The following is a 26,232-nucleotide window of genomic DNA, read 5'->3' as shown; positions in this document are numbered from 1 at the left end:
CAAACCCGCTGGCCCCTTTGGCACTGCTTGCGTAGACAGGGGCATGACCACAGCGCTCACTTATTCAGACGATCAAGCGGCAGCCTTTGACGGCGTGACCGAGTTGCTGCGCAGCGCGGGCATTGATCTGAACGACAGCCTGCTGATGCCGCCTCCGGGCAGCACGGATCAGGTGATGGCCATCACGGGCAAGGCGGGGTCGGGCAAGACACTTCTTCTGGCCGAACTCTACAAAGCGCTTGAAGAAGCTGGTGTTGAGGTGGTGTCGGGCGATTACGAAAGCCGGAAACGCAAAGACAAACGCACCCTCGCCATTCTGGCCCCCACCAACAAAGCAGCAAGCGTTTTGCGCCTGCGCGGGGTGCCTGCAACGACGATCCACCGCATTCTTTATACGCCGGTCTATGACCCCGAATATGAGCGTATCGCCGAATGGTTGGCAGGCTCAGGTGAGCGGCCAGAGGTCGAGGGGCTAACAGATCAGGCGCTCGACCGCGCCGCTGCGTTTTATGCCACCAACAAATCCATTCCCGGCGCGCTTGCAGCAGCGGGGTTGCGTGGGTCCGATTTTATCACCGGTTGGAAACGGCGCGAAGAACCGCTGGACATCGGTTTTGTTGATGAAGCGTCCATGCTGGATGACAAGCAATACGAAGATCTGCGCGAGATCTTTCCAACCCTTCTGTTGTTTGGTGATCCCGCCCAGCTTGCGCCGGTCAACCAATCTGGCGCGATGGTTTTTGACAAGTTGCCGGAAAAGCGGGTGATGCATCTGAACCGGATTTACCGGCAAGAGGCGGACAACCCGATCCTTGATCTGGCCCATGCGTTGGCTGATCCCAGCCTTGCGTTCGAAGACTTTGAGCGCATGATCGAAGACAAGGCGCGCCAGGATGAGCGTGTTGTTTGGGGCCAGCGGGTGGAGGTGGACCTGATGGCCCGGTCCCCTGTCCTGGTCTGGCGCAACGCCACACGCATTCGTCTCATCAACGCCTTTCGCAGCGTGCATGGCGCGCCCGAAGACGCGCTTCTGGCAGGTGAGCCGCTGATCTGCGACGGGATTGAGCTGCCGCTGAAGCACCGCAAGAAACGTCTTGATCTGGAAGCGCGGGGGCTGATCAAAGGCGCGCAAGTCATCTTTTTGGGGGACGGACGCAAACCGGGGTTCAGCCGGTTGCACGTCATGGGGGCCGAAGACCCGCGCGTCTCAGCCGCTTCCATCGTGAAAATTGAAAAGCCGGACGAAGAAGAACCCTTCATCCCCTTTGCAGCCCGAATGGGGGCTACGTTTTTGCATGGGGCTGCGGTGACCATTCATAAGGCGCAAGGGTCGCAGTGGGATACCGTGCAGGTTTTCGCACCTGATCTTTATGCAGCCGCCCGGATGGGGCGGACAGAAGCCGGGCAGCCTTTGTGGAAACGGCTGGCCTATGTGGCCATCACGCGCGCGCAGGACCGGCTGATTTGGGTGATCCGCAACAGGCTGTCCAAACCTTCGGGGCCATTGGCCGTGGATGATCTGCGCAGTGTGCCCGCCGCCCCTCTTACCCTTGATCCAACGACGGAGGACATTCAATGACATCTGCCATTATCACCGGCGCAAGCTCGGGCATTGGGCGGGCCGTGGCCGAGCTGTTTTTGGCCGAAGGCTGGCGTGTGGGCCTGATCGCACGGCGCAAAGACCGTCTGGAGGAGATGGCCGCAGCGCACCAGAACGCGGTGGCCTTGCCCGCAGACGTCACCGATGCCGCCGCACTTGAGGCCGCGTTCGACAGCTTTGGCCAGGTTGATGTGCTTTTTAACAACGCAGGCATGTTTGGCCCTGCCGCTCCAATTGACGAAATCGCAGTTGCGGAGTGGGAACAGGTGATGATGGTCAACCTACATGGCATGTTTCTGGCCGCCCGTCTGGCCTTTGCTGCGATGCGCAAACAAGGAAGCGGCGGGCGTATCATCAACAACGGCTCCATTTCCGCCCATACCCCCAGGCCCGGGTCCGTCTGCTATACCACGACAAAACACGCGATCACCGGTATGACCAAATCTCTGTCCCTGGATGGTAGGCCTTTTGATATTGCCTGCGGGCAGATCGACATTGGCAATGCAGAAACGGACATGGTTGCCAATCTGAAAAAGCTGGCACCTCAGACGGAAACGATGGGGGTTGAAAACGCTGCAAATGCCGTACTGCACATGGCCAAACTACCGCTTGAGGCCAATGTTCAGTTTATGACCGTCATGGCAACCAAGATGCCCTACATCGGGCGCGGATGATCAGTTAGCTTTTGGCTATCGCTTCAAAGGCTGCCGCTGTTGGATCATCCATCGGGTAATAAAGCTCAATCTTCAGGTCATCGAGGGTCAGGTCCTCGGGTGTTCCAAACTGGGCGATGGTGGCAAACATCGACAGACGCATCTCTCCCTGGCGCAATATGGTCGGAATGACGGGCTGTGCTGGATTGGCGGCGGCCCCTTCAACGGCTGAAAGCTTGGCCACAGCCTCATCCAGATTTGCCACACCGCCCTGTGCTGCGCTTTCAGAGCGCAAGCGCGCGGCTGCGTGATGCGCCACCTGCGGCCAGTTCTCCACGATATCTTCCAACCGGCCTGACAAAAGCAGGTCAATCATGCTGTCACCCACCTGCATGCCCAAACCGGCAAAGAGCCGTTCCGCCGTAACATTGACCTGTTCAATCCGCCACATCCGGTCCAGAGCCAGACCGGGGTAGGGCATATGCTGGGTCAGCATCCGGTCCACTGCTTGCCTGATCGGGCGCATGTCCGCGTCAGACCAGTTCCGCTCTCCGTAGCGCGCGGCAAAGCCTGCTTGGGTCAGCATTTGGTTGTGCGCATCAAGTGGCAGACGCAAGGCGGCACCCAAACGCATCACCATGTCCCGGCTGGGCCGTGCCCGGCCTGTTTCAAGAAAGGACAGATGCCTGCCAGAGATGTCCGCCTCAAGCGCAAGGTCCAACTGGCTGTAGCGCCGCGCCTGCCGCCAGGATTTGAGGGTTTGGGAAAATTCCACCATGCCGATCCTTATCATGAAATGGGCAGTGTTTCACTTACCTCTGAGGTAATTGATTGCATGACAGACCTCGGGCTAAGCCGCTGGCATTGGGCTTGGAGAATAAGATGTCGACACATGCAACACATAAGTTCTGGCTGAAGATCTCAGCGCTTGTCATTGGCGGCTTTGGCCCGATCCTGACACTTGGGACCATGCCCATGTTCAACGAACCCGCGCGCTGGGGCCTTGATGTGCTGACCTGGCCAATTGATGGGTTTCCCTCATATCAAGCGCCAGAGATGTGGTTTCTGTCTGCTCTGACGGGCGGATTTTTGGTTGGGTGGGGCGTGATGGTTTGGTGCCTTTCCCTTTGGGTATATGACGCTGCACCAGAGGCTGTCCGCCGGACCCTGATGATCAGCGGCTTGTGCTGGTTCACGTTCGATAGTTTCGGCTCCATCGCATCAGGTCATTGGCCAAACGCACTTTGGAATGTGTTGTTCCTGCTTTTTGCGATTGGCCCAATGTGGTGGCCTGCCACACCTGAAACAGCGCAAAAAGGAGACTGCTGATGTCACAGTTTCGCGTCCTACTCATCGGCCTGACAGCGGTGATTTTTTTAATGACACTTGCCGCCGTTGTGACCGAAGGGATCAACCTGGTGACACCTTTCCTCAGCCCAATCTTTGCGCTGAGTTGGCAAGGGCAGTTCAATGTGGACTTTGCCTGCTATCTGATCCTGTCAGGGGTCTGGATGGCCTGGCGGGGCGGGTTCTCGCGTGCCAGCACCACCCTTGGTATTGCCATGCCGGCACTGGGTATGCTGTTTTTCGCGCCCTACCTGATATATTTGATCGCGCAGAGCGGAGGGGACGTGAAAAGCGTATTGCTTGGGGTGCACGCGCCGGACGCGTAAGCGCGCAGGCTTAGCGGCGGAAGGCGCTGAACACGGCAGAGGCGCTCCAGCCCGCAGCGATTGCGATGGCCAGGGACATCAAGCCGTAAAGGAAGGCATTTTCACGCGACAGTGTGAACAACCAGCGCTCCAGTCCCACTTTGCGGACGTAGATGCTGGTTTCATACATGGATACCACTTCCCCCCCGCGTGTGAGGAAAATGCGGGTGTCATAGTCACCTTCGGTCAATGCGGCAGGCAGCTCAATCGCGGTGCGAAACAGAGTTTGTTCGTCAACGCTGACGGTGCCTTCGTTCAACTGGTACTGACCGGCATCTTTCTTGATGCGGATCAGCGCCTCAGTAAAGCTTTCGCTGTCGCTGATGTTCATCGGCGCGCCGATGGAGCGGATGGCCTGCGGTATTGAAATCTCATGCCGCTGATCTTCGGTCTCAGTAAGGGCCAGCCCAAGGACGGTGCTGCTGGATACCGCATAAAAACTTGGGGCGGCATCAACTTCAACCGCATCGGTGTTCACCCAGATGCCAAAGCGTTTTTCTTTGCGCCGCACCATCACAGGCTCTGACGGGCCCGCCACGGTGACAATCACCTGCAAGCGGGGGTCATCGGGGATTTCCTGTTCCCTTTTGACCGCGCCAAAAATCAGGATCTCAGATCCGTCAAAGCTGGTATCAATTGACACCTGATCGCTGGACATGCCCAGCACGATGTCTTCGGCCAGGGCAGGCAGGGCAAGCAATGCTGTCAGAACAAAGGCCAGCGCGCGCATCAGTGACCCCCCGCCGCACCAAGCGAATAAAGCTCAGCCGGTTGCAACAGCAGATCAAGCGCCAGCTTGCCGCAGACGGCAAGTACCATGATTGCCAGCAGGATGCGCAATTGCTCTGCCTTCATCTTGACCCCGATCCGTGTGCCCACCTGGGCACCGATCACACCGCCCACCAAAAGCAGCACCGCCAGAACCACGTCCACCGTATAGTTAGTGGTGGCGTGCAACATGGTGGTGAAGGCTGTCACGAAAATGATCTGGAAGAGAGAGGTGCCAACAACAACCTTGGTAGGCATGCCCAAAAGGTAGATCATCGCAGGCACCATGATAAAGCCGCCGCCCACACCCATGATCGCCGCAAGGATGCCAACCGTGATGCCCACCAGAACCGGCGGGATCACTGAAATATAAAGGCCCGACACCCGAAAGCGCATCTTGAAGGGCAGGCCGTGGATCCAGTTGTGCTTTTTGCGCTTGGGGGCGGCACCCTTTTTAGTGTTCCGTATCGCCCGCAGCGATTCCATGAACATCAGGCCGCCGATCACGCCCAGAAAGACCACATAGCAAAGCCGCACCAGCAAATCGACCTGGCCCAAAGCTTTGAGATAGTTGAACACCACAACGCCCAGGGCGGCCCCGATCAGCCCCCCTATGAGCAGCACGGTGCCCATTCGGAGATCCACCGTCTTTCTCTTAAAATGCGCCAAAACCCCTGAAAAAGAGGAGGCAACGATCTGGTTTGCTTCGGTTGCAACAGCGACAGCAGGTGGGATGCCGATGAAGAACAAAAGCGGCGTCATAAGAAAGCCGCCGCCGACGCCGAACATGCCTGAAAGCACGCCCACAAGCCCGCCAAGGCCCAAAAGCAAAAAGGCATTAACCGAAACTTCAGCGATGGGGAGGTAGATCTGCATGGCCTCCCTTATCTTGGCCGAAAGGCCAAATCAACGCTCTATGCGGCTTTGCAGCATTTAGGACCGATTTAGCCCTAAAATCTGGACCTATCTTTCTTTGACATAAGCCTCGCCGCCCGCGCGGGGTGGGATGGCTTTGCCGACAAACCCTGCCAGGATGATCACGGTCATCACATAAGGCAGCGCACCCAGCAGCTGACCTTGGATCTTCATGCCGACGATGGCTTCAATCACGTCAGGCCGCGTCTCCAACGCGCCAAAGAGACCAAAAAGCAAGGTGGCCCAGAGCGCATACCAGGGCCGCCATTTGGCAAATATCAAAGCAGCCAGCGCGATAAAGCCACGCCCCGCCGACATGTCTTTTACAAAGCCCGCCTGCAATGCGGTGGACAGGTATGCCCCAGCAATCCCGCATAGCACACCGCAAATCGCCACCGCCGCATAGCGCAGACCCACAACAGAGACCCCTGCGGTGTCCACCGCAGCGGGGTTTTCGCCGACCGCACGCAGGCGCAGACCAAAGCGCGTGCGGTAGAGCAACCACCATGTCAGCGGCACGGCGGCCAAAGCCATATAGACCAAGATCGAGTGGCCTGAAATCAGCTCACTGTACAACGGGCCGATGAAGGGCACATCGGCTATCGCCTCGGCCCCCGGTAGGGTAATGCCCTCAAACCGTGCGCCGCCCACTAATGAGGGTGTGCGCCCGCCTTGTTGGAACCAGTCTTGCGCGATCAGAACTGTCATGCCCGCCGCAAGAAAGTTGATTGCCACGCCGGAGATCAGCTGGTTGCCGCGAAAGGTGATGGAGGCGACGCCATGCAGTGCGCTGAGCGCCATGGAGGCCCCGATGCCCGCCAGCAGCCCCACCCAGACCGATCCGCTGACCGCGGCAATCGCAGCAGAGAAAAAGGCCGCCGCCAGCATCTTGCCTTCCAGGCCAATGTCGAAAATGCCCGCGCGTTCACTAAAAAGCCCGGCCAGGCAGGCCAGTAGGAGCGGTGTTGCCAGACGTACAGTCGAGATCCAGCAGTTGGATGAGCGTCATGTAGTCCATTATTCAGCTGGCCCCGCTTGCTTGCGCCGCCGGGCGGCCAGGAAAATCCGCTCCAGCGGCATGCGGACCATGTTATCAAGCGCGCCGGTGAACAGGATCACGAGGGCCTGAATGACCACGATGAGCTCACGTGGGATCGACGTCCAAAGCGCAAGCTCGGCGCCGCCTTGGTAGAGAAAGCCAAACAGCAGTGCGGCGATGAAGACACCCAAGGGGTGGGATCGGCCCATCAGAGCCACGGCGATGCCGATAAAGCCTGCGCCCTCGGTGGCGTTCAGCACCAGCCGTTCAGCTTCACCCATCACGTTGTTGATGGCCATCATGCCCGCCAGCGCGCCAGAGATGATCATTGCGATCATGGTGATTTTCACAGGCGAAATGCCCGCATATTTGGCCGCTGATTCCGAATGGCCATAGGCGCGGATTTCATACCCCAGACGGGTTCGCCAGATCAGCACCCAAAGGCCGACGCAGGCCAGCATGGCCACCAGTAGCGATACATTGGCCGGTGCCGCCTTGGAAAAGGCGATGCCGAAGGGGGCCAGAAGATCATGCAGGGTTGGCAGATGGGTTGCCTCTGGAAAGGGGGCTGTTGAGGGATCCATGCTGCCTGCGGGGCGCAGTTGGTTGACCAGCACGTAGTTTAGCAGGGCCGCTGCGATAAAGTTGAACATGATCGTTGTGATCACGATGTGGCTGCCCCGTTTGGCCTGCAGATAGGCGGGGATCGCGGCCCAGGCAGCGCCAAAGAGTGCTGCAATCACCGCCACACCAACCAGCGCCACTGTCCAATGGGGCCAGGGGATAAAGAGACAGGCCAACGCCACGCCGAGGCCCCCCAACATCGCCTGACCTTCGCCACCAATGTTAAAAAGCCGTGCGTGAAAGGCGATGGCGACCGCCAAACCGGTGAACATAAAGTTTGTGGCGTAATAGAGCGTATAGCCCCAGCCATAGGTTGACCCCAGCGCGCCGGTGACCATCAGGTTGACCGCCGCCACCGGATCTTCGCCGATGGCGAGGATCACCAGCGCCGAAATGATCGCGGCAAGGATCAGAGAAATGAGCGGCACGAGGATGACCTCGGCCCATTTGGGCATCACATCCATGGCGCGGCCTCATGCGTTGCGTGCAAACCCGAAGCCGCCGCGTGTGCTGACAGGTCTGGACCGGGGGTTTCACACCCCCGGACCCCTGTGGAGGTGTAGTGGAAAGATGAAGCCCGTAGCCTGCCGTGCCGTTGACGCATCTTACGCTTCCTCACTGGAGGGGGTGTCGGTGATGCCTGCCATCAGCAGCCCCAGTTCTTTTTCGTCGGTTTGATCGGGTTGGCGTTCGCCCATGATCCGGCCGTCAAACATCACGGCGACCCGATCGGAGAGGGCCAGAATTTCCTCTAGCTCAACAGAGACCAGCAGGATCGCTTTGCCCTGATCGCGCAGGGCCACGATTTGCTGGTGGATGAACTCAATTGCGCCGATGTCCACGCCGCGGGTGGGCTGGCCGATCAGCAGCAGGTCTGGGTTGCGCTCAATCTCACGCGCGAGAACGATCTTTTGCTGGTTGCCGCCTGAGAAATTCTTGGCCGCAAGTTTGGGATTGGGCGGACGGACGTCAAAACGGCCCATCTTGTCGGCGGTGTCTTCGCGGATGGCGGCGTTGTTCAGCAACAGGCCCGACCGGTAGGCCGGGTCATGGTGATAGCCGAAGGCGGTGTTTTCCCAGGCCATGTAATCCATGATCAGGCCTTCGCGCTGGCGGTCTTCTGGCACATGGGCGATGCCACGGTTGCGCCGCGACTGGCCGTCAGACAATCGGCCCGTCAGATCCAGAGGCTGGCCGTTCAGGGTGACCTGCCCGGTGCCATCGGCATAGCCGCCCAACAATTCGAGAAGTTCGGATTGGCCGTTGCCTGCCACGCCCGCGATGCCGACGATTTCGCCAGCGCGCACGTTCAGGTCAATGCCGCGCAGCCGTTCAACTCCTTTGTCGTCGATGACTTTGAGGCCCTTGACGTCCAAAATGACATCGCCGGGTGTGGCGGGTTTTTTGTCGACGCGCAGCAGCACCTTGCGGCCCACCATTAGCTCAGCCAACTCGGGTGGTGAGGTTTCTGCCGTTTTCACGGTCGCCGTCATCTCGCCCCGGCGCATCACGCTGACGGTGTCGGTGGTTTCCATGATCTCGCGCAGTTTGTGGGTGATCAGGATGATTGTTTTGCCTTCAGAGCGCAGGCGCCCCAGGATGCGAAAGAGCTGATCGGCCTCAGCAGGGGTCAGCACGCCAGTGGGTTCATCCAGAATCAGGATATCGGCTTGGCGGTAGAGCGCTTTGAGGATCTCCACCCTTTGTTGCATGCCGACGCCGATGTCCTGGACCAGGGCATCGGGATCCACGTTCAGACCGTAATCATCGGCCAGCTCAATCAAAGAACGGCGGGCTTTGGCAAGCGAGGTGTTCAGCTGCCAGCCGTCTTCGGCCCCGAGGATGATGTTTTCGAGGACGGTAAAATTCTCAACCAGTTTGAAGTGCTGGAACACCATGCCAATGCCAGCGGCAATGGCGGCTTGGCTGTCTGGGATCTCGGTTCGGGTGCCGTTGATCCAGATCTCGCCTTTGTCGGCTTTGTAAAAGCCATAGAGGATCGACATCAGTGTCGATTTGCCCGCGCCGTTTTCGCCGATGATCCCGTGGATCGTGCCGGGCATGACGCGGATGGATATGTCTTTATTGGCCTGCACCGGGCCGAAGGCCTTGGAGATGCCTTTCAGTTCAATGGCAGGCGCAGGAGAAGGAGCGGCAGTGGCCTGCCGCTCCGTTGTCGTTTGATCGCTCACTTAGAAGTCCAGCGCTGGGCAGCTGTCGTTTGCGTAATAAGCCACCACTTCGATGTCGCCCGCGATGATTTTGCTGCGGGCCTCTTCAACGGCTGCTTTCATGTCATCGCTGACAAGTGGCGCGTTGTTTTCATCAAACGCCACGCCCACACCGTCTTCGGCCAGGCCGAGGACTTGGCCAACGCCGGTTTCGATCTCTGTACCCGCTTTCATGGAGTTATAGACGGCCACGTCCACACGCTTGAGCATGGATGTCAGAACCTTGCCGGGGTGCAGGTAGTTCTGGTTGCTGTCCACGCCGATGGACAGGATGCCTTCATCAGCGGCTGTTTGCAGAACGCCCACGCCTGTGCCACCCGCGGCGGCATAGACAACGTCAGCACCTTGGCTGATCTGCGCTTTGGTCAGCTCAGAACCCTTTACGGGGTCATTCCAGGCAGATGGCGTTGTGCCGGTCATGTTGGCAATCACTTCTACATCCGGGTTCACCGCCTTGGCCCCCTGGGCATAGCCGCAGCCAAAGTGCCGGATCAGGGGGATGTCCATGCCGCCGATAAAGCCGACCTTGCCGGTCTCGGACTTCATCGCCGCCATCATGCCCACAAGGTAGGAGCCTTCGTGTTCCTGGAACGAAATCATACGCACGTTCGCGGGGATCTCAGGCAGGAAGCCGTCAATGTTGACGAATTTGGTGTCAGGATAGTCTGCCGCAACAGACTGAACCGGTGTTGCCATCGCAAAACCCATGGTGACGATCGGGTTGTTGCCCGCTTCGGCAAAGCGGCGCAGGGCCTGTTCGCGCTGGGCTTCGGATTGCAGCTCAATTTCGCGGTACGTGCTGCCGGTCTCTTCGGCCCAGCGTGTCGCACCGTTGTGAGCCGCTTCGTTGAACGATTTGTCGAATTTGCCGCCAAGGTCAAAAATCAGCGCAGGTTCGGCCAATGCGGCACCGGCGCTGAGTGCAACAGCGGCAGCTGCGCCCAAGAATTTTGTCATAAGGGTCATGCGTGTCTCCCAGGTTTTCAGTTTGTTGCAGGGCGGCAGTGCCGGACCCTGAGGGTTAATCAGACCTAAGTAAGTGGCCAGGGCAGGGGGGCGGTCAATAGCTATTTCGACCAAAAGTACAATTCGGTTCCTCTACGCGGCGGCCACTGCAATCCTCATCAGAACTGCGTCAGGTGATGCTGCATTTTTGCGCGTATAATAGGCTTTGCGCAAGCCTACTTCCTCAAACCCGATGGAATGGTAGAGCGCAATTGCCGCGTGGTTATCGCTTGCCACTTCCAGAAACGCCGCGTCACAGGCCGGGGTGAGGCTGGCAAGCCAGGTTGTGAGCAGCTGTCTTGCGATCCCTTGGCGTTGGTGGGCGGGGTCAACCGCCAGGGTCAGCAGCTCTGATTCTCCTGCGACCGTGCGGACCAGCGCAAAACCATGTGCCGCGCTGAAGGCCGTGACATGAGGGCTTTGTAACAGCTCAGCAAACTCATCCGCTGTCCAGGGGCGCTCTTGGGTGAAGGCTGCTTGGTGCAGATGGGCCATGATCTGTGGCGTCATGGTGTGCGGCGTCATGCCAGGATTTTAGGGGGCGTGTCGCGGCCCGGGGCAGCATCAGGCGCTTTGGCATAGAGCGGGGCGGGGGGTGTCCATGTCATGGCCCTCAGCCCTTTTCCAGGCGGCGATGCGGACAAGATGGGCGGCCAGGTTCGGGGGTTGGGCGCGCGCAGGCGTTGCATCAAGCGCGCGGGCCAAATCACCGGCAGCAAAGCCGCTGATCACAAGACCGCTCTGTTTCAGCTTTGCCGGAGGGGCGGCGGGATCGATGATATCGGGCGCGCTGGTGGGCCGACCATGGGAAAAGGTCTGAATGAACGCGGCTCCACGGGGGGCTGCGACGCTGACCAGCTCATGGGCGCAGGCGGTTATTTGGTCATGGGTGCGGGCCAGATCGAACGACGACACCGGCACCGCCGGGATGCCCAAGCCCAACGCCAGGCCCCTGGCCGCCGAGACAGAGATGCGGATGCCCGTAAAATTGCCTGGCCCCACCCCTACTGCAATCGCTTCAAGTTGGGCGTAGCTGATGCCGGATTTGGCCAAAACCTCTTCACACAGCCCCATGATGCGTTCGGCCTGGCCTTTGGCCATCTCTTCGACCTGAGCAGCGCGCACTGCGCCATCTGCAAAAACAGCGGCGGCGCAATGGGGGCCGGAGGTGTCAAAGCCAAGGATCATGTGAGGAAGAATTTCAGCGGCTTGGTCTGGGTGCGACCCATCTCGCCCCGCGCTTCAAGATCCAGTTGCACCGTCTTGGACCACCAGCCCGCAGTTTTGCCCTCAGGGAACAGATTTTGGGGCAGGTGGGGGAGTGCGGCGTCTTTCATGTCGGACTGGGTCATCCCGTCTGATCCTGCGAGCCCTTTTAACAGGGCCGCTTTCATCGCGTTGTATTTCGCCGCATCAACCTGCCCGCGATAATCGGGGTGATTCACGTTGCGCACTTCGATCATGTCCTTTGCCATGCCACATCCTGCGTGTTGCGGGCCCTTAGGCATCATGTGGCAAATGCCCGCGCGCCTCAAGCCTGGCGACCGGCCTGGGCCAAAGCGCATCGGGTGATTTTGCTGCCCAAGGGGCTACGGATCAGGCGACGGGGCGTACTTCTACGACCTCAGGGATGTAATGGCGCAGCAGGTTTTCGATGCCCATTTTGAGGGTCAGGGTAGAGGACGGGCATCCCGCGCAGGCCCCTTGCATGTGCAGATAGACCACGCCGCGATCAAAGCCGTGAAAGGTGATGTCGCCGCCATCCTGGGCCACCGCAGGGCGCACCCGGCTGTCGAGCAGTTCCTTGATTTGGCCCACGATTTCACCATCTTCGCCGGTATGCTCTGCGTGGCCTGAGGTGGCTTGATGCTCTTCGCCCATGACCGGTTGACCGGACTGGTAATGCTCCATGATCGCACCCAGCAGGGCGGGTTTGATGTGATCCCATTCAACGGCGTCGGCTTTTGTGACGGTAACGAAGTCAGTGCCAAAAAACACGCCCGTCACGCCCTCAACAGCAAAAAGCCGCGTGGCAAGCGGCGAGCCGCCAGCGGTATCTGGGGTTGGGAAGTCTGCGGTTCCCATGTCCAAAACCGCCTGACCGGGCAGGAATTTCAGCGTTGCTGGGTTTGGTGTGGATTCCGTTTGAATGAACATGGCCCGTCCTTTGGTTGCTGAGGAGGATATGAGAACGCATCCGCCAAACTACAAGTCTTGGAATCATTCTAAAGCGCAATCGCCCGCGCGTCCAGCGTCCCGGCTTAGGTAATCGCGTCCAGACGTTCTTTGCTCAGATCGCCCGGCACCACTGTGATCGGTACAGAGAGCGTTCCGGCACTGCGGGTCAATTTGGTGACCAGCGGCCCAGGCCCTTTCTTCGCATCCGATGAGGCACCCAGCACCAGCACGCCAATTTCGGGATCGTCTGAGATTTGTGCGATGATCTCATTTTCCGGCACGCCTTCGCGGATTACCAATTCAGGATCGACGCCTTGTTTGTCGCGCATCCATTTGGCGAAGACCTCAAAATGCACTTCAATGCGTTCCCGCGCCTCTTCGCGCATGATGTCGCCGACACCAATCCAATGGTTGAATTCTTCCGGCGGAATGACGGCCAGCACCTCAACCCCGCCGCCCGTGTGATTGGCCCTAAGTGCTGCAAAGCGCATCGCATTCAGGCATTCGGTGCTGTCATCCAGGACAACGAGGAACTTGCGCATTTTGGTTTCTCCCTTGGGGGCCAATCATGACGGTTGCGCGGAACCCGCGCAATCGCAAACTGTGGATTTCTGTTGTGATGTCGTGGGGCGCTGCTGGCTCACCAAAACCAAAGCTGGCTTCAAACCCGCCGTCGCACTGGCCCTGTCTGACAGGCGGCCTGCCAATTCCCAAGACAAATGGCCGTCTCCCGCAAGCGGGTCCCTCGGCAATTTATCTTGGCAATTGGCCGTCCCCCTGTCTGCCTGGACCCGCGCAACGGCGGCTCCGAAACCAAAGTTGGCAGGGGCAGGATCAGGTGGTTGCGGCCCAGTCCCAATACATTTCCCGCACGCGCCGTGTGACCGGGTTTGCGTTGGCCCCGATTTCATAGGTGGTGTCATCAAAGGCGGCGACGGGGGTGACTTTCATCATGTTGCCGGACAAGAAAACTTCGTCTGCGGCGTGGAAATCATCAAAGGACAGCACGCATTCATGCACTTTCAGCCCTTCTGCGGCCATGTTGATCATATGCCTTTCACGGGTGATGCCCGCCAAGAAGGTGCCGTTGGGGATGGGGGTAAAAACCTCACCGTCTTTGACCATAAAGACATTGGCCGAGGCGCTTTCGGCCACATTGCCCATGGCGTCGGCCACCAGTGCATTGCCGAACCCCTTTTGCACTGGCTTCAACCATCATCCGGGCGTTGTTGGGATAGAGACAACCCGCTTTGGCGTTGACCACGTTGTCCTCTAACACGGGGCGGCGAAAGCGGGTGCGGGTCAGCGTGGTCGCCGCTTCTGGTGGGGCCATCGGGATCTCTTCGAGGCTGACGGCAAAGCCGGTGGCCCCTTCGCGCGGCACGATGCCCAGTTCATCGCCTGCCAGAGCCCAATACATCGGACGGATATAAACCGGCTGGTCCTTTGCGTAGCTTTCCAGCCCTTCGCGGATGATCTCAATCATCTGGGACGTTTCGACCGTGGGCGTGATCATCAGCGCCTCGGCAGAGCGGTTGATGCGCGCGCAATGCTTGTCGAGGTCAGGCGACAGGCCATCAAAGAGCCGCGCGCCATCGAAAACGGTGGTGCCCAGCCAGGATCCGTGATCTGCGGCGCGCATGATCATCTGATCTGCGTTGTGCCATTGGCCTTCGTAATAGGTTTTGATGTTCGTGCCGGTGGCCATATCAGTCCTCTTTTGCCGCACTGCGGTAGATGCCTTCGGGTAGGTTCAGCGCCGCCGTCAGATCGCGCAGCTGTTCCGGGGACAGGGTGATTTTGGCCACGCTGTCGGTGCGGGGGTCCCATTGCTCAAAGGTGATTTCGGTGTCGAAGGCATGCACGGTGACGTCTTCGCGCAGGGGGGTAGAGCCTTCGTCGACAAGGGTGATGACAGAGGCGTCAAATTCATGCTCGATGGTAAACATGGACCAACTGTCAGCGTTTCGGCAAAGGTTTGCAAGGGGCTTGCACAATCCTGCGTGAACTGGCTGGTCCTGCGGGGGCGGCGTGATATCATATGTCTAGGTTTTACCTGTGAGGACCTTACTGATGTTGAAGAAAACGATCATTGTGAGCCTTGCCGCGCTGGGGTTGGCCGCCTGTGATGTGGCCCCCGCGGGCCAGGCCCCGGCCAGTGCACCGGCGGGGCCCACGCTCAGCGCGACTGAAGCTGCGCGCAGTTTTGTGCGGGTGGTGAACCTGGTGGAGCCGGTGGCCGAGCGTGAGTGCCGGGCGCGCACGCAGGGGGTGGATTGCGATTTCAACATCGTCGTGGATGACCGGCCTAACCAGCCGCCCAACGCTTTTCAGACGCTGGATAAGAACGGCCGCCCCATCGTCGCCTTTACGCTGGCGTTGATCGAAGATGCGCGTAACGAGGATGAGCTGGCCTTTGTGCTGGGCCATGAGGCGGCGCACCACATCGCGGGTCACATCCCCCGCCAACAGCAAAATGCCGTGGCAGGGGCGGTGATCTTTGCAGGGCTTGCCACATTGTCAGGTGGGGGCAGTGACGCGGTGCGCACCGCTCAGCGTTTGGGGGCGCAGGTGGGCGCGCGGACCTATTCGAAAGAGTTCGAACTGGAAGCCGACGCCCTGGGCACGGTGATTGCCAGCCGGGCCGGATACGACCCGCTGGTGGGGGCGGAGTTCTTTAACCGCATCCCCGATCCTGGCGATAAGTTCCTGGGCACCCATCCGCCCAACGCAGAGCGCATTGCCACCGTGCGCAGAACGGCAGCTGGCCTTTAGAGCGCAATGCGCCTGACATGAAAGGCAGCGCAGATCCGGCGTGAAACCTCTGATTTCAGGCCGGGATGTCAGTATTGGGAGTGCCCAAACCTGCGCTAGCCCTGCTGCGGTGCCTTTGATTTCACCGGGCGTACCAGGTTCAGCGTAATCCCGATTAAGGACATGCAGACCCAGAAAAGCTGAATGAGCGCGGAGGCCAGGTTGAAGCTTGCCGTGAGGCCAATCAACACGCAGCTTGAGGCCGAGAGGTTGAGCATGAAATAGGCCAGCGAACGGCCCTCCAAAACCCGCAGGGTCAGCATCGAATAGGCGGTCACGTAGAGGAAGAAACCCACGACGCCGATAAATTCGGCGGCGCTATAGGCCGTATCAAAATAGGTCATTGCTGTGTTCCGAAATATGGAAGTTAAAAAGGTCTTCTAAAATACAGTCAGACTACACCACTGGCCGAAGTCGGGCAATGCCGGTATTCCTTACTCAGGGAAAATACTGGGAGGATGACCATGGGTCTGGGCAAGACAGTCTTGGCGGGAATTTGCGTCTGGTTTTGGATGGTCACGGCCCTTTGGGCACAGGTGGCTGACATCAGCGGCGTCTACCGGGCAGAAGGGCGCAACCCCGATGGCTCAGCCTATGCCGGAACAGCTGTGATCAACGCGGTGGGGGCCACGGTTCAAATTGATTGGACCGTTGGCAATCAGCGGTATTCCGGTGCGGGGGTGCGCGATGGTCAGGTTGTGGTGGTGAACTGGGGCCAACCGGCCCCTGTGATCTATGTCGTGATGTCGAATGGCGATCTTTATGGCACCTGGGAAAACGGCACCGCGCTTGAGCGGTTGGTGCGGCAGTAGAGCGTGACTGCAGATTTGGTGAAATTGGGTCAGGTGCTCAGCGACCGGGGCTCAAAATATGCGGTATCTGGCGCCGTTGTGGGCGCGCGCGCTGACGTGGATGCGGTGCTTAAGGCGCTCAAACGCGACAAAGCCTATGCCAAGGCCACGCACAACACCTGGGGCGTGCTGCTGCCTGATGGCACACCGCTGAAAGGCGACGATGGGGAGAGTGGCGCAGGCATGGTGATCTTGCGGATGTTGGAACGGGCAGGGCTGCAGGGACATGTGGTGATTGTAACGCGCTGGTACGGGGGTAAGCACCTGGGCGGCGATCGCTTTCGGCACGTCCAGACCTGCGTCAGCACCTATTTGGACAGACAAGGCCTGAGCGCTTAACCTTCCCGCGCGATACGGCGGAGGTGCAAGCGGTAAAGCAGCGGCGCTGCGAGATAGTCGTATCCAAAGCAGGCGATCCAGTGAATGCCTGGCAGTGAGATCAGTCGCGCCAGCCAGCGGGTTTGCGGGATGTCCTTCCAAAGGATGATGAATGCGGGGATGCCCGCATAGACCTGACCGCCCTTGCGCACATGCAACCGTTTGGCGGCCTCATCTGCTGTGATGCCCCAAGCCGCCAGGGCTGCTGGGTTTGTGCAATCATCATAGCGAATGGGCAGGTCAGCGGCGTCGCTTAGGCGTGCGTAATGGTCAACCTCCCGGCTGCAGATCGGGCAGGACGCGTTGTAAAGGACTTTTGTTTCATCACTCATAAGGGGGAGATAAGCGCAAAACGGGGCGTTGCCACCAGACAGTGCCGTGCTGCGGCGAAAGAGCACAAGTGTGCCCAGGGTAGCAAAGTTAACGCGGCTTGTTGCTGTCGATCCACCGGGACATCAGTGCACGGTCGCGAAAACACTCTGGCGGGACCTGGCCACGCTTAAGCTTGGCGATACGTTCGGCAAAGGCCACCTGCTTGGACGACGGGTAGCTGCCAAAGCGCCCCTGCGGCGCCGGTGTTTTGTGTGCGTCGATCCATTTGGACAGGGCGGTTCGGTCGCGGGTGATCCCTTCGGGCAACTTGGTGCCGTGGCGCTGGGCTAAGCTGTTGGCATAAGCGATCTGCTTTTCGCTGGCGGGGGTTACGGGTGCTTCTGCAACAGGTGCTGCGCCATGGGCTGGCGAAAAGAGGCCAGGAAAGGTGGGTTGGAAGGACATGCTGTGTTCTCCTCTTAACGGTTGATTAAGAAATAGAACATAACATGAACAAATGCAAGGTTTGGACGAAAATCAGTTATTTTGGCCCGGTAGAATGCGGGGATTTGCGAGCGGTGGCTTTGGTCTGTTGCTGAGGGTTTTGGGATTCATTTACTGGCGGCTTGGGCTGCACGATCCTGGGGCCGCCCGCTTGCGAACGACCATTTCGGGCCGCGCCGTGCTTGGCACGCGCGGGGGATCAGGCGGATATGGCGCAGAACATCTTCAGAGGGCAGGACCGTTTAAACCAGTCGCCCCCACAGATCGTATTCCCCGGCCTCATCGACCTCGACAGTCACCAAATCGCCGACAGTCAGGTTCTCAAACCCCTCATCCACAAAGAGATTGCCGTCGATCTCAGGGGCATCTGATTTCGTGCGGCATGTGGCGGCCTCATCGTCGATCTCATCCACGATCACCTCCAGCTTTTGGCCGACTTTCGCGGCCAGTTTGGCCTCCGAAATCGCCTGTGCTTTGGCCATAAAACGGTCCCAGCGGTCCTGTTTTATCTCAGCCGGCACATGATCAGGCAAAGCATTGGAGCGCGCGCCCTCCACGTTTTCATATTGAAAACACCCAACCCGGTCCAACTGCGCTTCGTCCATCCAGTCAAGCAACGTCTGAAACTCTGCCTCGGTCTCTCCTGGATAGCCTACAATGAAAGTCGAGCGCAGGGTGATATCAGGACAGACATCGCGCCAGGCGGCAATCTCATCCAGAGTACGGGATGCTGCGGCTGGGCGGGCCATCCGCTTGAGCGTGTCGGGATGGGCATGTTGGAACGGAATATCGAGATAGGGCAACACCAACCCCTCCGCCATCAGGGGGATCAACTGGCGCACATGCGGATAGGGGTAGACGTAATGCAACCGAACCCAGGCCCCCAGACCGCCCAGGTCACGCGCCAGGTCTGTGATATGCGCCCGGTGGCCGCGATCCTGAGCATGTTTGATATCGACGCCGTAGGCAGAGGTGTCTTGTGAAATCACCAGCAGCTCTTTGACGCCATTCTCCACCAACCGCTCCGCTTCACGCATGATCGCATGGGCAGGCCGCGATTGCAGGCGGCCCCGCATATCCGGGATGATGCAGAACTTGCACTTGTGGTTACAGCCCTCTGAGATTTTCAGATAGCTGTAATGGCGTGGCGTTAGCGAAACCTGTTGCGCGGGCAGAAGATCAACAAAGGGGTCAGGGGCCGGTGGCACGGCGTCATGCACCGCATCAAGCACCTGTTCATATTGGTGCGGCCCGGTGACCGCCAATATGTTGGGATGGTTTTCGCGGATGTAATCCGGCTCTGCCCCCAAACACCCGGTGACAATGACGCGCCCATTTTCGGTTAGAGCTTCCCCAATCGCATCCAGGCTTTCGGCCTTGGCGGAATCCAAAAACCCGCAGGTGTTCACAATCACCGCGTCCGCGCCTGCATAATCAGGCGACACGCCGTAGCCTTCTGCGCGCAGGCGGGTCAGGATGCGTTCGCTGTCGACCAGGGCTTTGGGGCAGCCCAAAGACACCATACCGATGGTGGGTTGGCCGGGGCGTGCGGGATCGGTGATTTTTGCGGCAGGCGCTAAATCGGGGCGCAGATTTGGTGGGTTTGTGCTCATGCCTCGGCTATAGTGGAAGCCAAGCGGCTGCGAAAGCCCGTCAGAGGAGAGCGTGATGAAGTGGATCTTGCGGATCATTGGTGTGGTGATGTTGATCGCCGTGGTGGCGGTTGTGGGCGTCTTGATGCTCCCCGCAGACCGGATTGCCCAGATCGCGACCGATCAGCTGAGTAAATTTACCGGGCGCAACGTCAGCGTCAGCGGCGACGTGTCGATGACCTTTTGGCCAGTGTTAGGCGTGCGCGCCGAAGGCCTGGAAGTTGGCAATGCCGATTGGGCCAAAGAAAGCGCGATGCTGAGCACGGCACAAGCGGCCATCGGTGTGGATGCCTCTGCGCTCTTGCGGGGTGAGATCCGCATCACCAACATTGAGGCGCAAAGCCCCACCATCCGTCTGGAAAGCCGCGCAGATGGGCGGGCCAGTTGGCAATTCACCGATGCCACGGGCGAGGCGCAGATAGAAACCGAAACAACGGCGGCGCGCAGCCCGCAAGCGGTGACGATTGAGCGGTTGGTGATCACGGATGCCAGGCTGATTTATGATGCCGAAGGTGCGGATCTGGTCAGCTATGGCGGAGTGGATCTGACCCTTGATTGGCCCGACCCGGCCGGGGCCGCCGGGATCAAAGCGGCCGTGACCCCAGCGGGGGAACGGGTGCGGCTGGACGCACAGATCGAAAAGTTTGCGGGCTTTTTGGGCGGAGACGTCCAGCCTGTGGACGTCACGCTTGAGGCTGGCGGGGGGCGCTTGGCCCTGGCGGGGCGCGCGTCGCTGCAAGGGGCCGTGGCGGGAGCATTGTCCTTGGACATGCCTAATACATCGGGCTTTCTAAGCGCGTTGGGATTGGGCGGTGTCGCGCTGCCCAAAGGTCTGGGCCGCAGTGCTACGGTCACCACGGAACTGACGCTGACGCCGGATCGCAAGTTGGCATTGCGCGCGTTGACGGCCGATCTGGGCGGCAACCGCCTGACCGGGGCTGCGGACATTGATCTGAATGGTGTCCCGCAGGTGAACGCGCAGCTCAATGCGGGCGCGCTTGATCTTAGGGTCCTGACAAATGCGGCCGAGGGCGGGGACACAGGCGAACAATCCATCGGGGCGGGCTGGCCCCGCGATGCGATTGATGCCTCCGGCCTTGCGGCCTTCAACGGCGGTATCTCACTGCGCGCCGACAGCATTGATCTGGGCGCGTTGAAATTGGGCGCGACCCGCACGCTGCTGAGCAATGACCGCTCTCGCATGGTGTTCGAGTTGCGTGAAGTTGCAGGCTACGGCGGGCAATTCACGGGTGAGTTTGTGATGAACAACCGCAGTGGCCTGTCCGTTGGCGGCAAGCTGCGCGCGCGCGGGGTTCAGATGCAACCGCTCTTGGGCGATCTGGCGGATCTTACGCGGTTCAGTGGGCAGGGCGATGCAGAAGTGGCTTTCCTGGGAGTTGGGCAAAGCGTGGATGCGATCATGCGCTCCCTGTCGGGATCGGGTGCGGTAAATGTGGGGCGGGGGGCCATAGAAGGCATCGATCTGGATAACCTGCTGGGCAATTTTGACAGTCAGGGCGGCACAACTGTGTTTGATGCCTTGTCGGCGACGTTTGAAATGCAAAGCGGCGTGCTGCGCAACGAAGACCTGGCGATGCTCTTGCCGAACTTTGATGCACGCGGTGCCGGTCAGGTGAACCTGGGGGCGCAGACCATCGACTATACGGTCACGCCGAAGGCGCTGCGCGTGAACCAAGGGCGCGGGTTGGCCGTGCCGGTGCGAATTGTTGGGCCCTGGGCAGATCCCAAGATCTCAGCTGATGTGCAGGCGGCGATTGATCTGAATTTCCGCGAAGAAAAAGAACGCGCGGAGGAACGGGTGAAGCAAAAGGTTGAGCAAAAGCTGGAAGAAGAGCTGGGCGTGGTGCGCGAAGAGGGGCAATCGGTTGAGGATGCGGTCAAGGACCGGGTAGAGGACAAGCTAAAAGAGGAGCTGTTTAAGCTCTTTGACTAGAGAGGGTGGGCGATTTCTTGCAAGAAATCGGCACGAAGGCTTTGAAGCCTTCGCCACGGACTTTTTAGAAAGTCCGCCTTCCACCTGCCGCGCCCCTGCGCTACACGTCTGATCTGATCCACAGGGGAGACGGCGCATGGCCAACGATCTTTTCAACAGTTTCATGACAGGCCCGGATGAAAACGGACGCTTCGGGGATTTTGGCGGGCGTTTCGTGTCCGAAACCCTGATGCCGCTCATTCTTGAGCTGGAAGAGCAGTATGAGAAGGCCAAGACCGACGAAAGCTTCTGGGCCGAGATGAACGACCTATGGACGCATTACGTGGGCCGGCCAAGCCCGCTTTATTATGCGGAGCGGCTGACAGAGCATCTGGGCGGTGCCAAGGTTTATATGAAGCGCGATGAGCTGAACCACACGGGCGCGCACAAGATCAACAACGTGTTGGGACAGATCATTCTGGCCCGCCGTATGGGCAAGAAACGCATCATTGCGGAAACCGGTGCGGGCCAACATGGCGTGGCCACCGCAACGGTCTGTGCCAAATTCGGTTTGAAATGCGTGGTCTATATGGGCGCACATGACGTGGAACGTCAGGCCCCTAACGTGTTCCGCATGCGCCTTTTGGGCGCTGAGATCGTACCTGTGACATCAGGCCGCGGCACTTTGAAAGATGCGATGAACGACGCGCTGCGGGACTGGGTCACCAATGTGCGCGACACTTTCTATTGCATCGGGACCGTGGCTGGTCCGCACCCGTATCCGGCAATGGTGCGCGATTTCCAAAGCATCATCGGCAAAGAGGTTCGCACGCAAATGGAGGCCGCCGAGGGCCGGCTGCCGGACACAGTGATCGCCGCGATTGGCGGCGGCTCCAACGCGATGGGCCTTTTCTATCCGTTCCTTGACGACAAAGAGGTTGGGATCATCGGGGTAGAGGCCGGTGGCAAAGGTGTGAACGACAAGATGGAGCATTGTGCCTCGCTTACCGGGGGGCGTCCTGGTGTGTTGCATGGCAACCGGACGTATCTGTTGCAGGACGACGATGGGCAGATCCTGGAAGGGTTCTCCATTTCAGCGGGTCTGGACTATCCCGGGATCGGGCCTGAGCATGCCTGGCTGCATGACATTGGCCGCGCAGAATATGTGTCGATCACCGACAAAGAGGCTTTGGCAGCGTTCCAGCTGTGTTGTGAGCAAGAAGGCATCATTCCGGCCCTGGAGCCAAGCCACGCTTTGGCCCATGTCATGAAGATTGCCCCGGACCTGCCCAAAGATCACATCATTTGCATGAACATGTGTGGTCGCGGCGACAAGGATATCTTCACCGTGGCCCGCGCGCTGGGCTTTGAGATGGGTGAGTTTGCCTGATCTTTTGAGCAGGGCGTCTATCTGAATGTCAAAAAAGCCGGGGTCTGCGGCCCCGGCTTTCGTTTGTCTAAAGCAAGTCCGTATATCCGCGCGACAAACCGGAGCCGCATTTTAAGGCTTCAGGGAGTTATGCGGTGTCTTCGCCCAAGAGCGCTTCACGTCCCTCAAAGAACGCTGTTTTGCCGCATCACACGGGCGCCTCGGACACGCGCGCCCGGCCATCGTTGACCCTAAAGTGCGTGCGCTTTCAGGATGTCCAGCGGCACCACGTCCAGCGCGCGTTTGTGTGTGGCCTCTAGGTGCACTTTCGGCGCGCATCCCTCATCTGCGGCTTGCAGAAACCTTCCCGCACACAGGCACCACGGATCGCCTGGATTGAGCCCGGCGAAATTGAATTCAGGCCGCGGCGTGCTGAGATCATTGCCGACATATTTGGAGTAGGCTAGAAACTCTGCCGTCATCACCGCACAGACCGTGTGGCTGCCCTGATCGGCCGCGCATGTGTTGCAATGGCCATCGCGAAAGAAGCCTGTCACAGGATCGGTGCCACACAGGGCCAGCGGCCCTTCTAGCACATTCACGCTTTCATCTGGTTCCATAGCTCACAAACTCTCAGCAATTTGGCGGAAGATGTCGATGTTTTGCTGCGATACGCCCTTTTCGCGGAATTTGCGATCGGCGGCGTTGGTGGCAATCACGACGTCTCTGTTGCTGTCGATATAGATGTATTGGCCGTAAATGCCACGGGCCAGATAGACCCCAGGTGCGGCCCCTTGCGGGATCCACCACTGATATCCATAGCCGATTTTCCCCTCCGCTGTGGGGGCGGTGGGCGCGGTAGAGGCGGCGACCCAATCAGCGGGCACAATCTGCTGACCTTGCCAGGTGCCCCCTTGCAGGAACATCTGCCCAAAGCGTGCATAATCGCGCGTTGTCATGTTCAAACCGCCCAGCACAAAGGCGGTGCCGACGCCGTCGGCCAGGTAGTAGGGCGTATGCTCCAACCCCAAGGGGGCGATGATCTTCTCGCTCAGAAGATCGGCGATGGCGCGTCCGGTCGCCCCTCGCACGACCATGCCAATGACATGGGTGTCGATTGAGACGTATTTCCATTCCGCCCCCGGCGCGGCAAAGGTTTCGGTCAGCCCAGCAGCAAAGTTGTCCATCTCACCGCCCAGGGCCAGAACACGGCCCATGCGGTTGATGTCAGATTTGGGATCCAGATAGTCTTCGTCAAAGACCACGCCGCTGGCCATCTGCATCACGTTCTTCAGGGTGGCCCCATCGTAGGCGGTGCCTTTCAAAAGCGGCGCATATTGCGTCACCTGATCATCGAGAGAGGCGATGATACCTTCCTCAAGCAAGATCCCGACAAGCGCCGAGAGATAGCTTTTGGCAACCGACCAACTGATGCGCTTGTCGTCGGGGCCGGTGCCAAGAAAGTAATTTTCATAGACGATACTCCCCTCTTTCATCACCAACAGTGCTGTGACCTGCCGGTCTATGGTCCATTGTTCAACCGACGGGGGCAGGGTGGTTTCCGGCCCGTAGGGCAGCTCGCTGGTGGGGCCATTGCCACGGGAGACCGGAACGGACAGGAATGCGGCGTCCATGTTGGAGAAATTCGCAACGATCTTTTCTGCGCTGAAAAGTGAGTTTACGGCCAGCAGGCGGGTAATTTCCTCGCGCTTCCAAAGCCCCACGCAGACGGCCAGCACGGCGAGTGCCAACAAGATCCGACCCAGCCATTTTCCAAATGTGCGCATCTCTGCCCCCCTCCTGCTATCCCGCCAGTCAAACACATGCCCGCGCGAGGGGCCAGCACGGTATGCCTAACTCGGCCCCTGCCATTTGATCCAACGGCCATGAAAATCAGCCCGACCAAGGTGCAATGTTATATCCCCAGGCCAGAGCCTGAGTATAAGTGCGGCCCCGCCTTTGGCGGGGGTGTCGGCATCCGCTTCCATAGACAGCCAGGCCAGCGGCCGGTTCGGCGTGGCCTGCGCGCCCGCTGCCTTAATCAGGGCGGTGCCCCGTGATTGCGCCGCCTTGGGGAAATATTGCCATGCCACGGTGTGTTGGATCAGGTGTAGATGACCCTGCGGAGCGCTGGCCAGCCGGGGCGCAAGCCAATCAATGGCATCCCCTTGGACTGGTGGCTCTGATACGATGGAGGCCGCGGCACGGGTCATGCTGAGCCGCTGGGGTTGATCCGGCCAAAGATAGGCCATCATGCGCAACAGGTGATCTGGGCGGCTTGGGTCCAGCGGCGTCAGATCAACACCTGCGCGTGAGGCGATCTGCGGCGAGGTACCTGGCGGGCGCGGCCCATCCCAATTGGGGGTGAAAACCACCGCAGGAATATCATGCCCCAAGCGTCCGCCGTCGATCTCCAGGGCATAGTGATCCCACATCATGTTCAGACCGCCGCTGGCCCCAAGCTCTGACAGGTGAATGGGTAAATCGAAATGTGCGACAGCCACCCGGGCGCCGGCGATCAAAGCAGCTGAGCGGCGCACTTCGTTGGTTTGGGGCGGGCTTTTGGTCCATTCCAGCAGAAAGCCTTCATGGCTTTGCAGCGCCTTAAGGACTGCCGCTGTCAAAGCGCCGTCAGAGGCCTCATGCGGCGGGTAAACTGCGGCGAGGTCGGGAGCTGCGTTGTTCAAGACAAGCGCATGTAATCCTGCGGCCACTCGCAGCGGCAGAGAATGGCCAGATGGCCCAACATCACCGGTGAAGGACGCAAGGTGCGCGCCAAGTGCGCTTTGCTGGGGCCAATGCGCGGCCAGCAAAGTCAGCAGGCGGCCCATAAAGGGCGACCCCATGCTTGCGCAGGCTTTTGCTTGGTCGGTAAAGGCCGCCTGAAGCGGTGTCACCTGAACCGTTCCATCAGCTTTTGCAGCGGTGATTTGGTGGCCTCCTCGGCCTCAGCCGGAGGTGGGGCGCTTTGGGGGGCGGAGTTTTGCGGCGCGGTGGCAGCCTTTTTGGCCCCCGCCGGTCCTTTTTTGCCGGTACCAGAGCGTGGCGGGTTCACCCGCATGGCCACGGCATTAAGGAACTTGGCCGTGTCATCAGCGGCCAGATGCGCCGCCCCGTCTCCGATGCCGCGCAGTACGTTATCAAGCCATTCTTCATCGGCTTTCGGAAAATCGCGCAGCACATAGCCGGGCACCGCATCCTTGTGGCCAGGATGGCCCACGCCCAGACGCACGCGGTCATAATGCGGACCGATGTGCGCGTGGATGGAACGCAATCCGTTGTGACCGGCATGGCCGCCCCCGGATTTGCATTTCACCTTGCCAGGTGCCAGATCAATTTCATCATGCAGCACGATGATGTCGGTGCTGTCCAGTTTGTAAAACCGCATCGCCGCCTGCACCGATTGACCAGAGTTATTCATGAAGGTTTCAGGCTTGAGCAGCACCGCACGCTCAGAGCCGAAACGCCCCTCGCTGACGCTGCCTTGATGTTTGGATTTCCACCCGCCAAAGCCGTGGTCCAAGGCGATCTGATCCAGCGCCATAAAGCCGATATTATGACGGTTGCGGGCATATTTTGCCCCCGGATTTCCAAGGCCGACGATGAGTTTCATGTGAGTATCCTGCGCCATCTGAGCATACTCTAAGCCCCTGCTGGCCGAAAGGGAATGCGCCCAAGCCCGCGGGGAATTGCC

29 protein-coding genes and 2 pseudogenes are annotated in these 26,232 nt (G+C 59.4%); 9 read left to right on the top strand and 22 right to left on the bottom strand.

Annotation, left to right across the window (positions count from 1 at the left end; all coding sequences use genetic code 11):
• Positions 1–43 precede the first annotated feature (43 nt).
• Both ACZ1HM_RS16110 and ACZ1HM_RS16105 read left to right on the top strand, forming a co-directional pair.
• The gene (locus ACZ1HM_RS16110; protein ID WP_472743677.1) at positions 44–1,579 is read left to right on the top strand and encodes an ATP-dependent DNA helicase; all 1,536 of its coding nucleotides are present in this window, start codon (positions 44–46) and stop codon (positions 1,577–1,579) included.
• A complete protein-coding gene (locus ACZ1HM_RS16105; protein ID WP_472743676.1) occupies positions 1,576–2,274 on the top strand; it encodes an SDR family oxidoreductase in 699 nt (232 codons plus the stop codon). Before ACZ1HM_RS16110 ends, ACZ1HM_RS16105 begins: the two co-directional genes overlap by 4 nt.
• 4 nt (positions 2,275–2,278) lie before the next feature.
• Here ACZ1HM_RS16105 and ACZ1HM_RS16100 read toward each other — a convergent pair whose 3' ends face one another.
• Positions 2,279–3,031: a helix-turn-helix domain-containing protein gene (locus ACZ1HM_RS16100; protein WP_472743675.1), complete on the bottom strand. Its 753-nt coding sequence runs from the start codon at positions 3,029–3,031 to the stop codon at positions 2,279–2,281.
• A gap of 104 nt (positions 3,032–3,135) precedes the next feature.
• Between ACZ1HM_RS16100 and ACZ1HM_RS16095 the strand changes: the two genes are divergently transcribed.
• Both ACZ1HM_RS16095 and ACZ1HM_RS16090 read left to right on the top strand, forming a co-directional pair.
• Positions 3,136–3,582: a hypothetical protein gene (locus ACZ1HM_RS16095; RefSeq protein ID WP_472743674.1), complete on the top strand. Its 447-nt coding sequence runs from the start codon at positions 3,136–3,138 to the stop codon at positions 3,580–3,582.
• Positions 3,582–3,926 carry a hypothetical protein gene (locus ACZ1HM_RS16090; RefSeq protein ID WP_472743673.1) on the top strand — a complete coding sequence of 115 codons (345 nt, stop codon included), beginning with the start codon at positions 3,582–3,584 and terminating at the stop codon, positions 3,924–3,926. Before ACZ1HM_RS16095 ends, ACZ1HM_RS16090 begins: the two co-directional genes overlap by 1 nt.
• Positions 3,927–3,936: 10 nt before the next feature.
• Here ACZ1HM_RS16090 and ACZ1HM_RS16085 read toward each other — a convergent pair whose 3' ends face one another.
• The 13 genes and pseudogenes from ACZ1HM_RS16085 to ACZ1HM_RS16025 all read right to left on the bottom strand — a co-directional run bounded on the left by ACZ1HM_RS16085 (position 3,937) and on the right by ACZ1HM_RS16025 (position 14,674).
• Positions 3,937–4,695, bottom strand: coding sequence for a TIGR02186 family protein (locus ACZ1HM_RS16085; RefSeq protein ID WP_472743672.1), 759 nt, complete (start codon positions 4,693–4,695; stop codon positions 3,937–3,939).
• Complete coding sequence (locus ACZ1HM_RS16080) at positions 4,695–5,609, bottom strand: sulfite exporter TauE/SafE family protein (protein WP_472743671.1); 915 nt, start codon at positions 5,607–5,609, stop codon at positions 4,695–4,697. Before ACZ1HM_RS16080 ends, ACZ1HM_RS16085 begins: the two co-directional genes overlap by 1 nt.
• A gap of 87 nt (positions 5,610–5,696) precedes the next feature.
• Positions 5,697–6,666, bottom strand: a pseudogene (locus ACZ1HM_RS16075) (ABC transporter permease).
• Positions 6,666–7,775: an ABC transporter permease gene (locus ACZ1HM_RS16070; protein WP_472743670.1), complete on the bottom strand. Its 1,110-nt coding sequence runs from the start codon at positions 7,773–7,775 to the stop codon at positions 6,666–6,668. The pseudogene ACZ1HM_RS16075 and the gene ACZ1HM_RS16070 overlap by 1 nt, the downstream one beginning before the upstream one ends.
• Positions 7,776–7,916: 141 nt before the next feature.
• Positions 7,917–9,503: an ABC transporter ATP-binding protein gene (locus ACZ1HM_RS16065; RefSeq protein WP_472743669.1), complete on the bottom strand. Its 1,587-nt coding sequence runs from the start codon at positions 9,501–9,503 to the stop codon at positions 7,917–7,919.
• Positions 9,504–10,508: a BMP family lipoprotein gene (locus tag ACZ1HM_RS16060; protein WP_472743668.1), complete on the bottom strand. Its 1,005-nt coding sequence runs from the start codon at positions 10,506–10,508 to the stop codon at positions 9,504–9,506.
• Positions 10,509–10,640: 132 nt separating this feature from the next.
• Entirely contained in the window at positions 10,641–11,072 is a 432-nt protein-coding gene (rimI, locus tag ACZ1HM_RS16055) for a ribosomal protein S18-alanine N-acetyltransferase (protein ID WP_472743667.1), read from the bottom strand.
• Positions 11,073–11,111: 39 nt separating this feature from the next.
• Positions 11,112–11,735: a tRNA (adenosine(37)-N6)-threonylcarbamoyltransferase complex dimerization subunit type 1 TsaB gene (tsaB, locus tag ACZ1HM_RS16050; RefSeq protein ID WP_472743666.1), complete on the bottom strand. Its 624-nt coding sequence runs from the start codon at positions 11,733–11,735 to the stop codon at positions 11,112–11,114.
• Positions 11,732–12,022, bottom strand: coding sequence for a DUF6958 family protein (locus ACZ1HM_RS16045; RefSeq protein WP_472743665.1), 291 nt, complete (start codon positions 12,020–12,022; stop codon positions 11,732–11,734). The genes tsaB and ACZ1HM_RS16045 overlap by 4 nt, the downstream gene beginning before the upstream one ends.
• Before the next feature lie 121 nt (positions 12,023–12,143).
• The gene (locus ACZ1HM_RS16040; protein WP_472743664.1) at positions 12,144–12,704 is read right to left on the bottom strand and encodes a NifU family protein; all 561 of its coding nucleotides are present in this window, start codon (positions 12,702–12,704) and stop codon (positions 12,144–12,146) included.
• 104 nt (positions 12,705–12,808) lie between these two features.
• Positions 12,809–13,267 (bottom strand): universal stress protein, encoded by a 459-nt coding sequence (locus ACZ1HM_RS16035; RefSeq protein WP_472743663.1) that lies wholly within the window; start codon positions 13,265–13,267, stop codon positions 12,809–12,811.
• Positions 13,268–13,559: 292 nt separating this feature from the next.
• Positions 13,560–14,433: pseudogene (locus ACZ1HM_RS16030) on the bottom strand (branched-chain amino acid aminotransferase).
• 1 nt (position 14,434) lies between these two features.
• Positions 14,435–14,674, bottom strand: coding sequence for a hypothetical protein (locus ACZ1HM_RS16025; protein ID WP_472743662.1), 240 nt, complete (start codon positions 14,672–14,674; stop codon positions 14,435–14,437).
• A 124-nt stretch (positions 14,675–14,798) separates the two neighbouring features.
• On the opposite strand from ACZ1HM_RS16025, the gene ACZ1HM_RS16020 reads away from it, so the two are divergent.
• A complete protein-coding gene (locus ACZ1HM_RS16020) occupies positions 14,799–15,500 on the top strand; it encodes a M48 family metallopeptidase (RefSeq protein ID WP_472743661.1) in 702 nt (233 codons plus the stop codon).
• Between the two features lie 95 nt (positions 15,501–15,595).
• Here ACZ1HM_RS16020 and ACZ1HM_RS16015 read toward each other — a convergent pair whose 3' ends face one another.
• Positions 15,596–15,883, bottom strand: coding sequence for a CBU_0592 family membrane protein (locus ACZ1HM_RS16015; protein WP_472743660.1), 288 nt, complete (start codon positions 15,881–15,883; stop codon positions 15,596–15,598).
• Between the two features lie 114 nt (positions 15,884–15,997).
• Between ACZ1HM_RS16015 and lfb1 the strand changes: the two genes are divergently transcribed.
• Positions 15,998–16,351 (top strand): LIC10280 family protein, encoded by a 354-nt coding sequence (gene lfb1, locus ACZ1HM_RS16010; protein ID WP_472743659.1) that lies wholly within the window; start codon positions 15,998–16,000, stop codon positions 16,349–16,351.
• Positions 16,352–16,366: 15 nt separating this feature from the next.
• Positions 16,367–16,729 (top strand): YigZ family protein, encoded by a 363-nt coding sequence (locus ACZ1HM_RS16005; RefSeq protein ID WP_472744643.1) that lies wholly within the window; start codon positions 16,367–16,369, stop codon positions 16,727–16,729.
• On the opposite strand, the gene ACZ1HM_RS16000 is transcribed toward ACZ1HM_RS16005, so the two are convergent.
• The 3 genes from ACZ1HM_RS16000 to rimO form a co-directional block, all read right to left on the bottom strand.
• Complete coding sequence (locus tag ACZ1HM_RS16000) at positions 16,726–17,100, bottom strand: thiol-disulfide oxidoreductase DCC family protein (protein WP_472743658.1); 375 nt, start codon at positions 17,098–17,100, stop codon at positions 16,726–16,728. The genes ACZ1HM_RS16005 and ACZ1HM_RS16000 overlap by 4 nt on opposite strands.
• 88 nt (positions 17,101–17,188) lie before the next feature.
• Complete coding sequence (locus ACZ1HM_RS15995; protein ID WP_472743657.1) at positions 17,189–17,545, bottom strand: hypothetical protein; 357 nt, start codon at positions 17,543–17,545, stop codon at positions 17,189–17,191.
• A gap of 281 nt (positions 17,546–17,826) precedes the next feature.
• Positions 17,827–19,197 carry a 30S ribosomal protein S12 methylthiotransferase RimO gene (rimO, locus tag ACZ1HM_RS15990; protein WP_472744642.1) on the bottom strand — a complete coding sequence of 457 codons (1,371 nt, stop codon included), beginning with the start codon at positions 19,195–19,197 and terminating at the stop codon, positions 17,827–17,829.
• A gap of 55 nt (positions 19,198–19,252) precedes the next feature.
• Between rimO and ACZ1HM_RS15985 the strand changes: the two genes are divergently transcribed.
• The gene (locus ACZ1HM_RS15985; RefSeq protein WP_472743656.1) at positions 19,253–21,190 is read left to right on the top strand and encodes an AsmA family protein; all 1,938 of its coding nucleotides are present in this window, start codon (positions 19,253–19,255) and stop codon (positions 21,188–21,190) included.
• 136 nt (positions 21,191–21,326) lie between these two features.
• Positions 21,327–22,559, top strand: a complete 1,233-nt coding sequence (gene trpB, locus ACZ1HM_RS15980; RefSeq protein ID WP_472743655.1) for a tryptophan synthase subunit beta — start codon at positions 21,327–21,329, stop codon at positions 22,557–22,559.
• A 230-nt stretch (positions 22,560–22,789) separates the two neighbouring features.
• On the opposite strand, the gene ACZ1HM_RS15975 is transcribed toward trpB, so the two are convergent.
• The 4 genes from ACZ1HM_RS15975 to pth all read right to left on the bottom strand — a co-directional run bounded on the left by ACZ1HM_RS15975 (position 22,790) and on the right by pth (position 26,151).
• Positions 22,790–23,158, bottom strand: a complete 369-nt coding sequence (locus ACZ1HM_RS15975) for a DUF2237 family protein (RefSeq protein WP_472743654.1) — start codon at positions 23,156–23,158, stop codon at positions 22,790–22,792.
• Positions 23,159–23,161: 3 nt separating this feature from the next.
• The gene (locus tag ACZ1HM_RS15970; protein WP_472743653.1) at positions 23,162–24,325 is read right to left on the bottom strand and encodes a serine hydrolase domain-containing protein; all 1,164 of its coding nucleotides are present in this window, start codon (positions 24,323–24,325) and stop codon (positions 23,162–23,164) included.
• A 66-nt stretch (positions 24,326–24,391) separates the two neighbouring features.
• The gene (locus tag ACZ1HM_RS15965) at positions 24,392–25,435 is read right to left on the bottom strand and encodes a DUF2332 domain-containing protein (RefSeq protein WP_472743652.1); all 1,044 of its coding nucleotides are present in this window, start codon (positions 25,433–25,435) and stop codon (positions 24,392–24,394) included.
• Positions 25,432–26,151 carry an aminoacyl-tRNA hydrolase gene (gene pth / locus ACZ1HM_RS15960; protein WP_472743651.1) on the bottom strand — a complete coding sequence of 240 codons (720 nt, stop codon included), beginning with the start codon at positions 26,149–26,151 and terminating at the stop codon, positions 25,432–25,434. Before pth ends, ACZ1HM_RS15965 begins: the two co-directional genes overlap by 4 nt.
• Between the last annotated feature and the right edge of the window lie 81 nt (positions 26,152–26,232).

It is taken from the genome of Sulfitobacter sp. GN1-4, assembly GCF_055693825.1.
This window is presented reverse-complemented; position numbering and strand designations above follow the sequence as displayed.

Bases quoted from the DNA above. Each gene is read 5' to 3' on its own strand.
- ACZ1HM_RS16110 (WP_472743677.1), top strand. From the start codon at position 44: ATGACCACAGCGCTCACTTATTCAGACGATCAAGCGGCAGCCTTTGAC.
- ACZ1HM_RS16105 (WP_472743676.1), top strand. From the start codon at position 1,576: ATGACATCTGCCATTATCACCGGCGCAAGCTCGGGCATTGGGCGGGCC.
- ACZ1HM_RS16100 (WP_472743675.1), bottom strand. From the start codon at position 3,031: ATGGTGGAATTTTCCCAAACCCTCAAATCCTGGCGGCAGGCGCGGCGC.
- ACZ1HM_RS16095 (WP_472743674.1), top strand. From the start codon at position 3,136: ATGTCGACACATGCAACACATAAGTTCTGGCTGAAGATCTCAGCGCTT.
- ACZ1HM_RS16090 (WP_472743673.1), top strand. From the start codon at position 3,582: ATGTCACAGTTTCGCGTCCTACTCATCGGCCTGACAGCGGTGATTTTT.
- ACZ1HM_RS16085 (WP_472743672.1), bottom strand. From the start codon at position 4,695: ATGCGCGCGCTGGCCTTTGTTCTGACAGCATTGCTTGCCCTGCCTGCC.
- ACZ1HM_RS16080 (WP_472743671.1), bottom strand. From the start codon at position 5,609: ATGCAGATCTACCTCCCCATCGCTGAAGTTTCGGTTAATGCCTTTTTG.
- ACZ1HM_RS16070 (WP_472743670.1), bottom strand. From the start codon at position 7,775: ATGGATGTGATGCCCAAATGGGCCGAGGTCATCCTCGTGCCGCTCATT.
- ACZ1HM_RS16060 (WP_472743668.1), bottom strand. From the start codon at position 10,508: ATGACCCTTATGACAAAATTCTTGGGCGCAGCTGCCGCTGTTGCACTC.
- rimI (WP_472743667.1), bottom strand. From the start codon at position 11,072: ATGACGCCGCACACCATGACGCCACAGATCATGGCCCATCTGCACCAA.
- tsaB (WP_472743666.1), bottom strand. From the start codon at position 11,735: ATGATCCTTGGCTTTGACACCTCCGGCCCCCATTGCGCCGCCGCTGTT.
- ACZ1HM_RS16045 (WP_472743665.1), bottom strand. From the start codon at position 12,022: ATGGCAAAGGACATGATCGAAGTGCGCAACGTGAATCACCCCGATTAT.
- ACZ1HM_RS16040 (WP_472743664.1), bottom strand. From the start codon at position 12,704: ATGTTCATTCAAACGGAATCCACACCAAACCCAGCAACGCTGAAATTC.
- ACZ1HM_RS16035 (WP_472743663.1), bottom strand. From the start codon at position 13,267: ATGCGCAAGTTCCTCGTTGTCCTGGATGACAGCACCGAATGCCTGAAT.
- ACZ1HM_RS16025 (WP_472743662.1), bottom strand. From the start codon at position 14,674: ATGTTTACCATCGAGCATGAATTTGACGCCTCTGTCATCACCCTTGTC.
- ACZ1HM_RS16020 (WP_472743661.1), top strand. From the start codon at position 14,799: ATGTTGAAGAAAACGATCATTGTGAGCCTTGCCGCGCTGGGGTTGGCC.
- ACZ1HM_RS16015 (WP_472743660.1), bottom strand. From the start codon at position 15,883: ATGACCTATTTTGATACGGCCTATAGCGCCGCCGAATTTATCGGCGTC.
- lfb1 (WP_472743659.1), top strand. From the start codon at position 15,998: ATGACCATGGGTCTGGGCAAGACAGTCTTGGCGGGAATTTGCGTCTGG.
- ACZ1HM_RS16000 (WP_472743658.1), bottom strand. From the start codon at position 17,100: ATGAGTGATGAAACAAAAGTCCTTTACAACGCGTCCTGCCCGATCTGC.
- ACZ1HM_RS15995 (WP_472743657.1), bottom strand. From the start codon at position 17,545: ATGTCCTTCCAACCCACCTTTCCTGGCCTCTTTTCGCCAGCCCATGGC.
- rimO (WP_472744642.1), bottom strand. From the start codon at position 19,197: ATGAGCACAAACCCACCAAATCTGCGCCCCGATTTAGCGCCTGCCGCA.
- ACZ1HM_RS15985 (WP_472743656.1), top strand. From the start codon at position 19,253: ATGAAGTGGATCTTGCGGATCATTGGTGTGGTGATGTTGATCGCCGTG.
- trpB (WP_472743655.1), top strand. From the start codon at position 21,327: ATGGCCAACGATCTTTTCAACAGTTTCATGACAGGCCCGGATGAAAAC.
- ACZ1HM_RS15975 (WP_472743654.1), bottom strand. From the start codon at position 23,158: ATGGAACCAGATGAAAGCGTGAATGTGCTAGAAGGGCCGCTGGCCCTG.
- ACZ1HM_RS15970 (WP_472743653.1), bottom strand. From the start codon at position 24,325: ATGCGCACATTTGGAAAATGGCTGGGTCGGATCTTGTTGGCACTCGCC.
- pth (WP_472743651.1), bottom strand. From the start codon at position 26,151: ATGAAACTCATCGTCGGCCTTGGAAATCCGGGGGCAAAATATGCCCGC.